Annotated in this window: 14 protein-coding genes; 5 read left to right on the forward strand and 9 right to left on the reverse strand. The window is 72.5% G+C overall.

Annotation, left to right across the window (positions count from 1 at the left end):
• Nucleotides 1–61 precede the first annotated feature (61 nt).
• From ACIGXE_RS22430 to ureA, 5 genes are all read right to left on the reverse strand, one after another.
• Nucleotides 62–601: a TetR/AcrR family transcriptional regulator gene (locus ACIGXE_RS22430; RefSeq protein ID WP_399750147.1), complete on the reverse strand. Its 540-nt coding sequence runs from the start codon at nt 599–601 to the stop codon at nt 62–64.
• Nucleotides 602–786: 185 nt separating this feature from the next.
• A complete protein-coding gene (locus ACIGXE_RS22435; RefSeq protein ID WP_399749999.1) occupies nt 787–1665 on the reverse strand; it encodes a glycosyltransferase family 2 protein in 879 nt (292 codons plus the stop codon).
• Nucleotides 1666–1812: 147 nt separating this feature from the next.
• Entirely contained in the window at nt 1813–2832 is a 1020-nt protein-coding gene (locus ACIGXE_RS22440) for an agmatine/peptidylarginine deiminase (RefSeq protein ID WP_399750001.1), read from the reverse strand.
• 20 nt (nt 2833–2852) lie between these two features.
• A complete protein-coding gene (locus tag ACIGXE_RS22445; RefSeq protein WP_399750003.1) occupies nt 2853–4535 on the reverse strand; it encodes an urease subunit alpha in 1683 nt (560 codons plus the stop codon).
• On the reverse strand, nt 4535–5233 hold the full coding sequence (ureA, locus tag ACIGXE_RS22450) for an urease subunit gamma (RefSeq protein WP_399750004.1): 699 nt from the start codon (nt 5231–5233) through the stop codon (nt 4535–4537). Before ureA ends, ACIGXE_RS22445 begins: the two co-directional genes overlap by 1 nt.
• Before the next feature lie 160 nt (nt 5234–5393).
• Between ureA and ACIGXE_RS22455 the strand changes: the two genes are divergently transcribed.
• Complete coding sequence (locus tag ACIGXE_RS22455; protein WP_399750006.1) at nt 5394–6842, forward strand: cytosine permease; 1449 nt, start codon at nt 5394–5396, stop codon at nt 6840–6842.
• A 15-nt stretch (nt 6843–6857) separates the two neighbouring features.
• On the opposite strand, the gene ACIGXE_RS22460 is transcribed toward ACIGXE_RS22455, so the two are convergent.
• Complete coding sequence (locus ACIGXE_RS22460; RefSeq protein ID WP_399750007.1) at nt 6858–7949, reverse strand: branched-chain amino acid aminotransferase; 1092 nt, start codon at nt 7947–7949, stop codon at nt 6858–6860.
• A 253-nt stretch (nt 7950–8202) separates the two neighbouring features.
• Entirely contained in the window at nt 8203–9243 is a 1041-nt protein-coding gene (locus ACIGXE_RS22465; RefSeq protein WP_399750010.1) for a 3-isopropylmalate dehydrogenase, read from the reverse strand.
• Nucleotides 9244–9341: 98 nt separating this feature from the next.
• Here ACIGXE_RS22465 and ACIGXE_RS22470 point away from each other — a divergent pair, with 98 nt between their 5' ends.
• Nucleotides 9342–10121, forward strand: a complete 780-nt coding sequence (locus tag ACIGXE_RS22470) for a class I SAM-dependent methyltransferase (protein WP_399750149.1) — start codon at nt 9342–9344, stop codon at nt 10119–10121.
• A gap of 115 nt (nt 10122–10236) precedes the next feature.
• Here the strand turns inward: ACIGXE_RS22470 and ACIGXE_RS22475 are convergent, their stop codons facing one another.
• A complete protein-coding gene (locus ACIGXE_RS22475) occupies nt 10237–10368 on the reverse strand; it encodes a hypothetical protein (RefSeq protein WP_399750012.1) in 132 nt (43 codons plus the stop codon).
• Nucleotides 10369–10598: 230 nt separating this feature from the next.
• Complete coding sequence (locus ACIGXE_RS22480) at nt 10599–11498, reverse strand: LysR family transcriptional regulator (RefSeq protein ID WP_399750013.1); 900 nt, start codon at nt 11496–11498, stop codon at nt 10599–10601.
• 89 nt (nt 11499–11587) lie between these two features.
• Here ACIGXE_RS22480 and ACIGXE_RS22485 point away from each other — a divergent pair, with 89 nt between their 5' ends.
• From ACIGXE_RS22485 to ACIGXE_RS22495, 3 genes are read left to right on the forward strand one after another with little or no spacing between them, the layout of a single operon-like run.
• Nucleotides 11588–12607 carry a zinc-binding dehydrogenase gene (locus ACIGXE_RS22485; RefSeq protein ID WP_399750015.1) on the forward strand — a complete coding sequence of 340 codons (1020 nt, stop codon included), beginning with the start codon at nt 11588–11590 and terminating at the stop codon, nt 12605–12607.
• Between the two features lie 40 nt (nt 12608–12647).
• Nucleotides 12648–12989: a PadR family transcriptional regulator gene (locus tag ACIGXE_RS22490; RefSeq protein WP_399750017.1), complete on the forward strand. Its 342-nt coding sequence runs from the start codon at nt 12648–12650 to the stop codon at nt 12987–12989.
• Nucleotides 12986–13705: a hypothetical protein gene (locus ACIGXE_RS22495; protein WP_399750018.1), complete on the forward strand. Its 720-nt coding sequence runs from the start codon at nt 12986–12988 to the stop codon at nt 13703–13705. The genes ACIGXE_RS22490 and ACIGXE_RS22495 overlap by 4 nt, the downstream gene beginning before the upstream one ends.
• The last annotated feature ends 72 nt before the right edge of the window (nt 13706–13777 follow it).

Here is a 13777-nt window from a genome sequence, read left to right on the forward strand (position 1 = left end):
ACGGCCGGGCGACAACAAGGGTGCATCGCGCAACGATCAGGAGTACTTGCGTGCCTAAAGATCACGGAAGCAGGGTTTCGGCGACGAACTCCCTTACGTGACCGAGCACTTGCTCACGCCCGGTCCCCGGAATGCCGACCGCGACATGGACGCTGAACCCGTCGAGCAGGGCGCGCATCCGGTGCGCGAACCGGTCCGGGTCGACCGCCCGGAACTCCCCGCGCGAGACGCCCTCGGCGAGGATCGCCACGAGGTCCCGGTGCCAGGCGCCCTCGATCGCGGCCTGCCGGGCACGGGCGTCGTCGTCGGCGTTCTGCGAGCGGTTCCAGACCTCCAGCCACAGCGTCCAGTGCGGGTCGCGCGGCCCGTCCGGCACGTACACGTCCACATAGCCGTCCAGCCGCTGCCGGGCGGTCCCCGGCCCGGACAGCAGGGCGCTGCGCTCGGCCCCGAGCCGGCCCTCGCTCCACTCCAGGGTCTGCAGCAACAGCTCGTCCTTGGTGCGGAAGTAGTAGAGCAGGTGCCCGCTGCTCATCCCGACCTGCCGCCCGAGCCCGGCCATGGTCAGTCCGTCGAGCCCACGCTCGGCGATGGTGTCCATGGCGGCGGCGAGCACGTCCTCACGGGGCGGTGCGGCCTGGTTGCGCCGGCGGGGGTGGGGGGTCGGGTTGCTGCTCTGACTCACTCGTACGTTCTACAGGATCGGGCGGTGTCCGGATCGGGTGGCGGCCGGGGCCCGGGCCCGTCCGTCCGGCGGATCGGGAACGGACGGGCCCGGGGCACGCCTCAGACGACCGGCGGGCGGCCCAGGCGGCACATGTGCCAGACCGTGGTCCAGCGCATGGGGCGGCGGGTGCCCCCGCTGCGGCGGACGCCCTCGAAGAAGCCGCCGAACCAGGCGCGCAGCCCCGGCAGGGAGCGGGTGCGGGCCAGGGTGAGCAGCGTCCAGACGCCCAGGTAGACGGGGACGAGCGGGGCCGGCAGATTGCGCTTGGCCAGCCAGACGCGGTTGCGGGCGGTCATGCGGTGGTAGACCGCGTGCCGGGCCGGGCTGGTCTTGGGGTGCTGCAGCAGCAGCGTCGGCTCGTACCGCACGCTCCAGCCCGCGTCGAGGGCGCGCCAGGCGAGGTCGGTCTCCTCGTGGGTGAAGAAGAACTCCTCGGGCCAGCCGCCGATCCCGTCGAGCATCCGCATCGAGAGGCCGTGGCCGCCGCCGAGGAAGGTGGTCACCTCGCCGCCGCGCATCGGGTCCGAGGCGCCGATCCGCGGCACGTGCCGCCGCTGCGTCTCGCCGTTCTCGTCGGCGATGCGGAAGGACACGATGCCGAGCCCCGGATCGGCCTCGTACAGGTCGGCGAGCCGCCGGAAGACGTCCGTGTCGACGAGCAGGCCGTCGTCGTCGAGGTCCACGAGCACGTCGACGTCGCCGAAGCCCCGGAGCGTCTCGATGGCGACGTTCCGGCCGCCGGACACCCCGCGGTTCTCCGGCAGCTCGACCCCGTGCACGCCCTCGGGGAGCTGGGCGAGGGACCCGACGCCGTTGCCGATGACGACCACGCGGGTGGCCGGCTCGTCCTGCCCGGCCACGGAGGCGAGCAGGGCCCGCAGCTCCTCGGGTCGGTTCCCCATCGTCAGCACCGCCACACCCACACGCGGTCGCGCCACAGCCCCACTCCGTCCCTGCACCGAAACACCGGACACCTGTTCTCAGGTCCCGCGATGCTAGCGGCCCGGCGGCGCCTTCCGTTCACCCGGAGGGAGGGCGCCGCACGTCCGGTGTCCACCCGGGCGGCTCCGGGGGCCGCGCCCGGCTCAGACCGCGGGCTGCTGCTGGGTGATGCAGTGGATGCCGCCACCGCCCGCGAAGATGGGCCGGGCGTCGACCAGGACCACCTCGCGCTCCGGGAACAGGCGGCGGAAGATCTCCGCGGCGACCTCGTCGTGCGGGTCGTCGAAGGCGCACAGGACCACGCCGCCGTTGCAGAGGTAGTGGTTGATGTACGAGTAGTCGACCCAGTCGCCCTCCTCGTCCTTCAGGACGGTCGGGGCCGGCACCTCGATGACCTCCAGGGGACGGCCCTGGGCGTCGGTCTGGCCGCGGAGCAGGTTGACGTAGAGACGGGAGCGCTCGAAGTCGGGGTGCTGGGGGTTCTGCTGGCTGTGCACCAGGACGGTGCCGGGGCGGGCGAAGGCGGCGACGATGTCGACGTGGCCCTGGGTGCCGAAGAGGCCGTAGTCGCCGGCCAGGCCGTGCGGGAGCCAGATCGCCTTGGTGGTGCCGAGCTTGGCGTGGATCTCCGTCTCGACGTCCTGGCGGTTCCACTCGGGGTTGCGGCCCGAACCGAGCTGCACGGTGTCCGTGAGCAGGACGGTGCCCTCGCCGTCCACGTGGATGGCGCCGCCCTCGTTCACGAGCGCGCTGCTCACCACGGGCACGCCCGCCGCGTCCGCCACGTGGCGGGCGATCTTCGAGTCGTGCTCCCAGCGGGCCCAGTCCTGCGCGCCCCAGCCGTTGAAGACCCAGTCCACGGCGGCGAGCCGGCCCTCCTCGTCCTTCACGAAGGTGGGGCCGATGTCGCGCATCCAGGCGTCGTCGAGCTCGCGCTCGACCAGCTCCACGTCCTCGCCGAGGAGGGCCCGGGCCGAGTCGGCGTCACCGGGGGCGACGACCATCGTCACGGGCTCGAAGCGGCGCACGGCGCGGGCCACGGACGCCCAGGCGGCGCGGGCGACGGCCAGCTCCTCCTCGTTGGTGAAGGTGGGGTTGGGGCTGGGCCAGGCCATCCAGGTGCGCTCGTGCGGGGTCCACTCGGCGGGCATGCGGTACGTCATGGTCACGGGTCCTAGGGAGATCAGAGGAAGTAGAGGCGGTTGAGGGAGACGGACTCCGCCGCCTCGGAGCGGATCGGCGAGCCGTCGAGGGAGACGAGGCCGGTACGGCCGTCGACCTGGACGTCGCCGATCCGGGAGTTGAGCAGCAGGTCGGCCGGGCCGATGCCGCGGGTGCCGCGCACGGGGACGCGACGGCGCCGGGTCGGCATGCGGTCGGAGCCGAGGTCGACCGCGGCCTGGGCGACGAACGCGACAGAGATGTCGGCCGGGGTCGCTCCATGGGCGCCGAACAGCGGTCCGAGGACGAGCGGTTCGCAGGTGTCGGTGGCGGCGTTCGGGTCGCCGACGACGCCCCACGCGGGGAAGCCGGACTTGAGCACCAGCTGCGGCTTCGCGCCGAAGAACTCGGGCCGCCACAGCACGATGTCGGCCAGCTTCCCGACCTCGATGGAGCCGATCTCGTGCGCGAGACCGTGCGCGATCGCCGGGTTGATCGTGAGCTTGGCCATGTAGCGCAGGACACGCGCGTTGTCGTCGTGCGCGCCGTCGCCCTCCATGGGACCGAGCTCGGCCTTCATCTTGCCCGCCATGGCGAAGGTCCGCCGGACGGTCTCGCCCGCGCGGCCCATGCCCTGGGCGTCGGACGAGGTGATGCCGATCGCGCCGAGGTCGTGCAGGACGTCCTCCGCGCCCATCGTCCCGGCCCGGATCCGGTCGCGCGCCATGGCGGCGTCCCCGGGCAGGTCGGTCTTCAGGTCGTGGACGGAGACGATCATGCCGTAGTGCTCGGCGACCGCGTCGCGCCCGAAGGGGAGCGTGGGGTTGGTGGAGGAGCCGATGACGTTCGGCACGCCCGCCATCTTGAGGACGTTGGGGACGTGGCCGCCGCCGCAGCCCTCGATGTGGAAGGCGTGGATCGTCCGGCCCTCCAGGACGCTCAGGGTGTCCTCGACCGACAGGCACTCGTTCAACCCGTCGCTGTGCAGCGCCACTTGTACGTCGTGCTCCTCGGCGACCCGCAGCGCGGTGTCGAGGGCGCGGGTGTGGGCGCCCATGTCCTCGTGGACCTTGAAGCCGGAGGCACCGCCCTCGGCGAGGGCCTCGACCAGCGGGGCCGGGTCCGAGGAGGAGCCCCGGCCGAGGAAGCCGATGTTGACGGGCCAGGCGTCGAAGGCGTTGAAGGCGTGGCGCAGCGCCCACGGGGAGTTGACGCCGACGCCCCACACGGGGCCGAACTCCTGGCCGATGACCGTGGTGACGCCGCTGGCGAGCGAGGCCTCCATGATCCGCGGGGAGAGCAGGTGGACGTGGGTGTCGACGGCGCCCGCGGTGGCGATCAGGCCCTCGCCGGAGACGATCGAGGTGCCGGTGCCGACGACGACGTCGACCCCGTCGAGGGTGTCGGGGTTGCCGGCCCGGCCGATGGCATGGATCCGGCCCTCGCGGATGCCGATGGACACCTTGCGGATGCCCTGCACGGCGTCGATCACGAGGACGTTGCTGATCACGACGTCACAGGTCTCACGGACCGCGGCGGCCTTGAGGAGGAGGCCGTCGCGGGCGGTCTTGCCGAAGCCCGCGAGGAACTCGTCACCGGGCTTCTGCGCGTCGGACTCGACGCGCACGACGAGGCCGGAGTCACCCAGGACGACCCGGTCACCGGCGCGGGGGCCGTGCACGGAGGCGTACTCGTAGGGGTCCATCACTCACCCTCCTTCGGGGCGTCAGCGCCGAGATATCCGCAGGCCGCGGCCCTGCGCAGGGCCTCTTCCCTCGCCCCGGGGGCGTCCAGCGGGCCGTCGACCAGGCCCGCGAAGCCGATGGCCACGCGCGCGCCGCCGATCGGTACGAGCCCGACCTCGGCCTCGCCGCCCGGGTCGAAGCGGAAGGAGGCACCGGCCGGGATGGCGAGCCGCATGCCGTAGGCGGCGGCGCGGTCGAAGTCGAGGCGCGGGTTGGCCTCGAAGAAGTGGAAGTGCGAGGTGACGCTGACCGGGACGGCGGCCGTGTTGCGCACGTTCAGCCGGACCACCGGCTCGGCCTCCTCGTACCCGGCCCCGGGCAGCAGCGCGCCCGGCGCATCCGCGCCCAGCGTGCCCCCGCCGATGGGGTCGGAGACCACCGCGAGCCGGGAGCCGTCGTCGAAGACGGCCTCGACGTGGACCTCGGTGACGACGTCTGCGACGCCCGGGAGGACGTCCTCGGGTCCGAGGACGGAACGGGCCGCCTCGATCGCCTCGGCGAGTCGCTTGCCGTCGCGGGCCGCCTCGCAGACGGTGTCCGCGATGAGCGCGGTCGCCTCGGGCACATTGAGCCGCAGGCCCCGGGCCCGGCGGGCGCGGGCGAGCTCGGCGGCGCCGAAGAGCAGCAGCCGGTCGCGTTCCGTTGGGGTCAGTCGCACGTCCGTACACCTCCTGTTTGAGTGCCACTCTAAATGTTGTCACGGCATCTTCCAAGCATTGACGTGGCTGTCCGCGATGAGTCACATTGATTGACATTGAGCGTCGCTCTAAACCCCCCACGTCCCGCCCGCCCCCACCCCCGTCCCCCAGGGAGTCCCCATGGCGATAGAACAGCGCGGAGTCGACACCATCCCCGAGGTGGAACGCACCAGCGGCCCCCGTGACCTCGTCTCGATCCTGCTCGGCTCCAACCTCTGCCTCGGAGTGATCGTCTTCGGCTGGCTGCCGGTGTCCTTCGGCCTCGGCCTGTGGGCCTCGGTGACCTCGGTCGTCGCCGGCACCCTGGTCGGCGTGGCGGTCACCGCCCCGCTCGCGCTCGTCTCGCTGCGCACCGCCACCAACCTGTCCACCTCCTCCGGCGCCTTCTTCGGCGTACGCGGCCGGCTGGTCGGCTCGGTGGTCGGCCTGCTGCTCTCCCTCGGCTACACCGCGCTGACCCTGTGGATCGGCGGCGACGTGATGGTGGGCACGCTGGAGCGCCTCGTCGGGCTGCCCACCGGCGGCGCGGCGCACGCGGCCGTGTACGCGCTGCTCGCCGCTCTCACCGTGGTCGGCGCCGTCTACGGCTACCGGCTGCTGCTCAAGCTGAGCCAGGCCCTCGCGGTCGGCATGACCGTGCTGCTCGCCATCGGACTCGTCGCGTACGCCGGCGACTTCACCACCGCCGCGGTGCCCGACACCCCGTACCTGCTCGGCTCGTTCTGGCCGACCTGGCTGCTCTCCGCGGTCGCCGCCGGCCTCAGCGGCCCGGTCGCCTTCATCACCCTGCTCGGCGACTACACCCGCTACATCTCGCCCGAGCGGCACAGCCCGAAGAAGGTCTGGCGCGCCACCTGTCTCGGCCTGGTCATCGGCCTGCTGGTGCCGCAGCTCTTCGGTACGTTCACGGCGCTCGCCGCCCGGGGCGGCGCCGACTACGCCGGCCCGCTCGTCGCGGCCTCGCCCGTCTGGTATCTGGTGCCGCTGCTGATCGCCGCGACCGCCGGCTCGGTCGGCAACGCCGGCCTGATGCTCTACTCGATGGGCCTCGACCTCGACGCGATCCTGCCCAAGGCGACCCGCGCCCGCGCCACCCTCGTCGTGGCGGCGGTGGCCACCGCCTTCGTCTTCCTCGGCCACTTCGCCTCGGACGCGCAGACCGCCATGACCTCGTTCGTGCTGCTGCTCACCGCGATCGGCACGCCGTGGGCCGTGATCACCCTGATCGGGCACCGGCGCTGTCGCGGCGTCTACGACGCGGAGGCGCTCCAGGTCTACAACCGGCGCTCGCGCGGCGGCGTCTACTGGTTCTCGGCCGGCTGGCACCCGCGCGCCACCGCCTCCTGGGCGATCGGCGCGGCCGTCGGCCTGGCCGGCGTGTCGACCCCGCTCTACGAGGGCCCGCTGCTCTCCCTGACCGGCGGGATCGACTGCAGCTTCGTGCTGTCCGGGATCGTGGGCGGTGTGCTGTACGCGGTGCTGACCCCGGCCGGGAAGACGCGGACGCCCGGGACGGTGACCGTCCCGGGCGCACTGGCGGAGCCGGACCTGGTGGACTCGGAGTCGTAACCCCGGTCCCAGGACCTACTTGCCCAGTTCGTGCATCCAGCCGTGGACGTCCTCGGACTTCCCGGTCTGGATGGCGAGCAGGGCCTCACGCAGCTTCATGGTGACCTCACCGGGCTCGCCGCCCGACTGCTGCCACTCGCCCCGGGCGGACTTGACCGTGCCGACCGGGGTGATGACGGCCGCGGTGCCGCAGGCGAAGACCTCGGTGAGGGTGCCGTTCGCGGTGTCGGCCTGCCACTGGTCGATGGAGACGCGGGCCTCCTCGGCCTCGTAACCGAGGTCCTCGGCGACCTTGAGGAGGGAGTCACGGGTGATGCCCGCGAGCAGCGAACCGGTGAGGGTCGGCGTGACGATCTTGTTGCCGTACACGAAGTACAGGTTCATGCCGCCGAGTTCCTCGACCCACTTGTGCTCGACCGCGTCGAGGTAGCAGACCTGGTCGCAGCCCTTCGCCGCCGCCTCGGCCTGCGCCAGCAGGGAGGCCGCGTAGTTGCCGCCGGTCTTGGCGTCGCCCATGCCGCCGGGGACGGCACGGACGCGGTCCTCCGAGGCCCAGATGGAGACGGGCTTCACGCCGCCCGGGAAGTACGGGCCGGCCGGGGAGGCGATGACGACGAACAGGTACTCGTTGGCCGGACGGACGCCCAGGCCGACCTCGGTCGCGATCATGAACGGACGCAGGTAGAGCGAGGCCTCGCCACCGTGCTCCGGGACCCACGCCATGTCCTGCCGGACCAGCACGTCACAGGCCTCGACGAAGGTCTCGACCGGCAGCTCGGGCATGCCGAGCCGGTGCGCGGAGCGCTGGAAGCGGCGGGCGTTGGCGTCGGGGCGGAAGCTGGCGACGGAACCGTCGGGGCGGCGGTAGGCCTTCAGGCCCTCGAAGATCTCCTGCGCGTAGTGCAGGACGTTCGTCGCGGGGTCGAGGGAGAGCGGGCCGTACGGCACGAGCTGACCGTCGTGCCAGCCGCGGCCCTCCGTCCAGCGGATGGTGACCATGTGGTCGGTGAAGTGCCGGCCGAATCCCGGATTGGCCAGGATCGCCTCGCGCTCCGCGTCGGACAGCGGGCTGGAGGAGGGCTTGAGCTCGATGGTGGGCGTCGTCATGAGTGCTTGTCCTTCACCGGTTGTGTGTGTCGGACCGCGCTCACGCCGCTCCGCAGTCACGCAAGTCACTGCTAGGACGTCCGAGCTTTCCCGCATGCCGCGGCCCCACGTTCGATTATCGCGCGTGGGGGACGCTGCACGAAACGGTGTGTGCGCGGTCCAAGGGTTCGATGGTGGCACCCGACGACCGCATAGGTACAGCCGCCGGGTGCGTGGTCGCGACCCGGCGGCTGGGTGGGAGTTCAGCGGCGGGTCAGCTCGCTACGCGTACCGCGAGCGCGTCACCGATCTGGTCCGTCGTACGGACGCTGTCCCCGCGCTCCGTGAGGTCGGCGGCGACGGCCGCCTCGATCCGGGCGGCCTCGGCCTCGTGGCCGAGGTGGCGCAGGAGGAGGGCGACGGAGAGGACGGTGGCCGTCGGGTCGGCCTTGCCCTGGCCCGCGATGTCCGGCGCGGAGCCGTGGACCGGCTCGAACATGGACGGGAACTCGCCGCTCGGGTTGATGTTGCCCGAGGCGGCGACGCCGATGCCGCCGGAGACGGCCGCGGCGAGGTCGGTGATGATGTCGCCGAAGAGGTTGTCGGTGACGATGACGTCGAAGCGGGCCGGGTCGGTGACGAGGAAGATCGTCGCGGCGTCGACGTGCAGGTAGTCGGTCGTGACCTCGGGGAACTCGGCCGCGACCTTGTGGAAGATGTTCGTCCAGAGGTGGCCCGCGAAGGTCAGGACGTTGTTCTTGTGGACCAGCGTCAGCTTCTTGCGCGGGCGGGCCTGGGCACGGGCGAAGGCGTCCCGGACCACGCGCTCGACACCGTAGGCCGTGTTGACGGAGACCTCGGTGGCGACCTCGTGCGGGGTGCCCTTGCGAATGGTGCCGCCGTTGCCGGTGTACGGGCCCTCGGTGCCCTCGCGGACGACGACGAAGTCGATCTCCGGCTGGCCGGCGAGCGGGGTGGCGACACCGGGGAGCAGCTTGGAGGGGCGCAGGTTGACGTGGTGGTCGAAGGCGAAGCGCAGCTTCAGCAGGAAGCCCCGCTCCAGGACGCCGGACGGGACCGACGGGTCGCCGATCGCGCCGAGCAGGATCGCGTCGTGCTGCTTGAGGGCGTCGAGGTCGGCGTCGGTGAGGGTCTCACCGGTGGCGTGGTAGCGCTTGGCGCCGAAGTCGTACTCCTTCGTCTCCAGCTTCACATCCTGGGGAAGCACGGCCGCGAGGACCTTGAGGCCCTGGGCCACGACCTCCTGGCCGATGCCGTCGCCGGGGATGACTGCGAGATCGATGCTGTGAGACATGTCGGCACCCTACTCTTCGTCCCATCGTCTGACACATCATGTCCAGGATGCGGACGATCCTCCTGCTCGCGGGGAGGCGCGCCGCCGATGATGGAGCCATGACGCACGCCTTCGGAGAGATCGGAACGTTCGAGGAACTGGTGGCGGAGGCGTCCCGGGCGCCTGTGGACGGCTGGGACTTCTCCTGGCTGGACGGCAGGGCGACCGAGGAACGCCCGTCCTGGGGGTATCAGCGCCTGATCGGCGAGCGGCTCGCCACGGTCACGGCCTCGCTGGACGTCCAGACCGGCGGCGGGGAGGTGCTCGCCGGCGTGCCGGTGCTGCCGCCGACGGCGGCGGCCACCGAGTCCTGGCCGCCGAACATCGCCCGGGCCACGGAGCTGCTGCATCCGCGCGGGGTCGTGGTGGTGGCCGATCCGGACGAGCCGCCGCTGCCGTTCGGCGACGCGGCCTTCGACCTGGTGACCAGCCGGCACCCGACCACCGTGTGGTGGACGGAGATCGCCCGGGTGCTGCGCCCCGGGGGCACGTATCTCGCCCAGCACGTGGGGCCGGCCAGCGTGTGGGAGCTGGTGGAGCACTTCCTGGGGCCGCAGCCCGAGGCGGCCCGGCTGCGGCATCCCGACGACGAGAGCGCGGCGGCCCGCGCCGCCGGTCTCGACGTCGTCGACCTGCGGGCGGAGCGGCTGCGGATGGAGTTCCACGACGTGGGGGCCGTGGTCTGGTTCCTGCGCAAGGTGATCTGGATCATGCCGGGCTTCACGGTGGAGCGCCAGCTGACGCGGTTGCGCGAGCTGGACGCGCGGATCCGGGAGCGGGGCCCCTTCGTGGCGCACGCGGCGCGGACGCTGATCGAGGCGCGGAAGCCGGAGCGGTGACGAGGCGCGGGCGGTGACGGAGCGCGGGCGGTGACCGGTGGGGCCCCGGCGGCGTGGGCGGAGTCCGCGGGGGTGCGGAGACCCGCGGACGCCGGAGGGTGCGCCGGTGCGGCGGTCAGTGACCGGTGGCGCCGCCGTTGTCGCGGCGGTCGAGGGCGCGCTGGAGGGCGGCGGCGGCGTTCTTGCGGGCCTCGTCGTTGGGGCGGGTGGTGGAGTGGCGGACGCGGCGGGCGGTCTGAGCGGCCATGAGGGATCGACTCCTTGAGATCAGTGGTGATCCGGATGTGCGGAGATCAGTGGTGATCGAAGGCGCCGGAAGGGGCGGGGAGCGCCGCCGCAGGGGTTGCCTGCCTAGGGGCATCGCGCTCGCGTCCGCCTGCGCTCGATGGAGCGGGACGTTCGGCTTCTACAAAGCTAGGGCAGGAGCCCGCATCTGTCTCCACAATTACTCGGACTTCCTACTATCTGAGACGGCGATCAACCCGCCCGGCCGCGAAGCTCGCGGATCAGCGCCCGTACCGCAAGGGATTTCGCCAGCTCAGGGGTGGTGACATAGCCGACCGAGCGGGTCGGCCGGTCCGGTCCGAGATCGGTGATCTCCACCGAGGGCGGTGCTCCGATCAGGGACAGTTCCGGCATCACGGCCATGCCGAAACCACTGCTCACCATCGAGAGCACTGCTCCGTCGTCCTCGGCCTCCACGGTCGCCGCCGGCAGCCACTCCTGGGCGGCCCACCACTCCCGGGTGTAGGAGGTGCAGTTCTCCGCCCAGTCGACCAGCGGCAGCGAGCGCGGCGCCGGATGCCCGGCCGGGTGGACCAGCGCGTACCCCTCCTCCAGGAGAACCCCGCCGACCAGGGCGGGCGGCACGGGCGAGGTGGTGCCGAGGGTCGCGATGCCGAGGTCGGCCCGCCCGTCGAGGACCTCGCCGGCGGTGCCGCGCCCCACCTCCCGCACGATCCGCACCTCGGGCGCCAGCTCCGGGTGACGGGCCGTCAGGCGGGCCAGGGCGCCGGGCAGCAGGTGCAGGGCGGCACTGCGGAAGGCGGCGATCCGCAGCGGACCGGCGACGGCCTCGTCAGCGCCGCCGGCGGCCGCGCCGCGCACCTCCGCCCCCATCACGTCGAGCAGCCGCAGCACCCGCCGGGCGTGCGCGAGCGCCCGCTCGCCGGCCGCGGACGGGGTGGCCCCGGCGCGGCCCCGGTCGAAGAGGACGGCCCCGAGCTTGCGCTCGCTCGCCCGGACCGAGTGGGAGACGGCCGACTGCGTCATGCCGAGCGCGGCCGCGGCGGCGGAGAACCCGCCCTCGCGCCCGACGGCGAGCAGCACGCGCAGTTCGTTCGGCGTCGGATAGGGGTCGGTCGTCAGGGTTCTCACCTCGGAGTATGAGCAGGATTGATGGATCGCTCGATGCCATCGACGCAACCTACTCCCCGGCCGCGCGATTCCTCCCTACGGTCTGCGGCATGACGAACGAGACCATGATCACCGTCCAGCAGACCGCCCGCCCCCAGGGCTTCCCGACCCCCCTCCTCTTCGACTTCGTCGAGTCCCCGGTGCCCGCGCCCGAGCCGGGCACGGCCCTGGTCGAGAACCTGCTCTGGTCCGTGGACCCGTACCACCGCGAGGCGATGGACGGCGACTTCCTGTGGAGCCTGAACGCGCCCATGGAGGGCCGCACCCTCGGCCGGGTCCTGGACTCGCGGGACCCCGCGCTGCGCCCCGGCGACCTCGTCATGCACCGCAAGGGCTGGCGGACCCACTCGCTGGTCACGCACGCCGAGGTCCGCCCGGTGCCGGACCTCGGCCCCGGCGTCCCGCTCGCCGCGCACCTCAGCCTGCTCGGCGGCACCGGCCTCTCCGCGTACGTGGGTCTGACCCGGATCGCCCGGCTGCAGCCCGGCGAGGACCTGTTCGTGTCGGCCGCGGCCGGCGGGGTCGGCACGGCGGCCGGCCGCTTCGCCCGGCTGCTCGGCGCCGGGCGGCTGGTCGGCAGCGCGGGCTCGGCGCGGAAGGTCGCGCACCTCACCGAGCGGGTGGGCTTCGACGCGGCCTTCGACTACCACGACGGGCCGGTCACCGAACTCCTCGCGAAGGCGGCGCCGGACGGTCTCGACGCGGTCCTCGACGGGGTGGGCGGCGACCACCTGGAGGCCTCGATCGCCTCGCTGCGCGCGTTCGGACGGATCGCCTGGGTCGGCGCCGTCGCCCAGTACCACTCCCTGGCCACTCCCCCGCCGGCCCCCCACAACCTCTTCGACGTGGTGGAGAAGAGCATCCGCCTGGAGGGCTTCCTGGTGCGCGACCACATGGACGCCCAGGAGGAGCTGTACGACTTCGCCGTGCCGCACCTCCGGTCCGGGAGCCTGGAGCTCGACACCACGGTCGTCGAGGGCTTCGAGCACATCGTCACGGCGTTCCTGGGGATGCTGCGCGGCGAGAACATCGGGAAGATGCTGGTCGCCCGCCCGGGGCTGGATGGCTAGCTAGATTGCGTTCCTACCTATGTAGTGATGGAATGCCGCCATGGCCGCAGAACGTCGCTCCAGCTGGCTCAAGGGAGTCCTCGACCTGCTCGTCCTCTCCTGCCTGACCGACGGTGAGAGTTACGGGTACGAGATCGCGAAGTCACTCGCCGAGGCGGGCCTCGGCGAGATCAAGGGCGGGACGCTGTATCCCGTGCTGAACCGCCTGGAGGAGGCGGGACTCGTCGAGGCCGAGTTCCGGGCCGCCGAGCGCGGCCCCGGGCGGCGCTACTACCGGCTCACCGGGCCGGGCCGGACGCACCTCGCGGCCGAGAGCGAGGCCTGGACCGAGTTCCACCGGGCCGTACAAGGCAAGCTGCACCCAGGGGGAAGCACTTCATGACCGCGTACTTCGACGACCTGACCGCCGCCCTGCGCGCCGCGGGCGTGCCCGAGGAGCAGATCACCGCGACCGTCGCCGATCTGCGGGGGCACGTGGCGGAGACGGGGACCGCGCCGGAGGAGGAGTTCGGGCCCGTCGCGCGGTTCGCCGCCTCACTGGGCGGGCGCGCGCCCGAGCCCGAGGAGCCCGGCGCGGCGGCGGAGCACTGGACCTGGACCGCCGACCTCTTCAACGACCGGCGGATGCTCGCGGTCCACGGCGACCAGGGCTGGGAGGTCGAGTCGCTGGACCCGCTCGGCCGGTTCGTCTGCCGGCGGGCGCCGGGAGCCGCGCTGCGCTGGGAGTACCGCCGGGAGGTGATCGCCGGCCGGCGGCGCGCCCGGATGCTGGGCGAACTCTCGCCCGAAGGCTGGGAGTTGTGCGGCGAGTGGCTGGTGTACGGCTACTTCAAGCGCCCCAGGGCGGCGACGGCGGGCCCCGCGGGTGCGCTGGACACCCTGCCCGAGACGCCCCGCCGGTGGCTGTTCCTGAGCCGCCGGGGCAAGGTCGTGCTCGCGGCGTGGGCGGCGCTGGTGCTGGCGTCGACGGGGGCCTTCTTCGTCGGGGTCCTGGGGATGTCGGGCCTCGCGATCACCCTGGCGCTGGGCTCGATGGTGTCCGGGGTGTACACCGCGCACCTGGAGTCGACGAAGCCCGGGAGAGGGTCGGCTTCCTGAACTTCCCACCTCCCACTCGGAACTTCTAACCCCTCAATACTTCTTGACAGGTTAGGCGCGGCACGGTTGACT

This window comes from Streptomyces sp. NPDC053431 (assembly GCF_044544925.1).
In the GTDB taxonomy this organism is placed as follows: Bacteria; Actinomycetota; Actinomycetes; order Streptomycetales; family Streptomycetaceae; genus Streptomyces.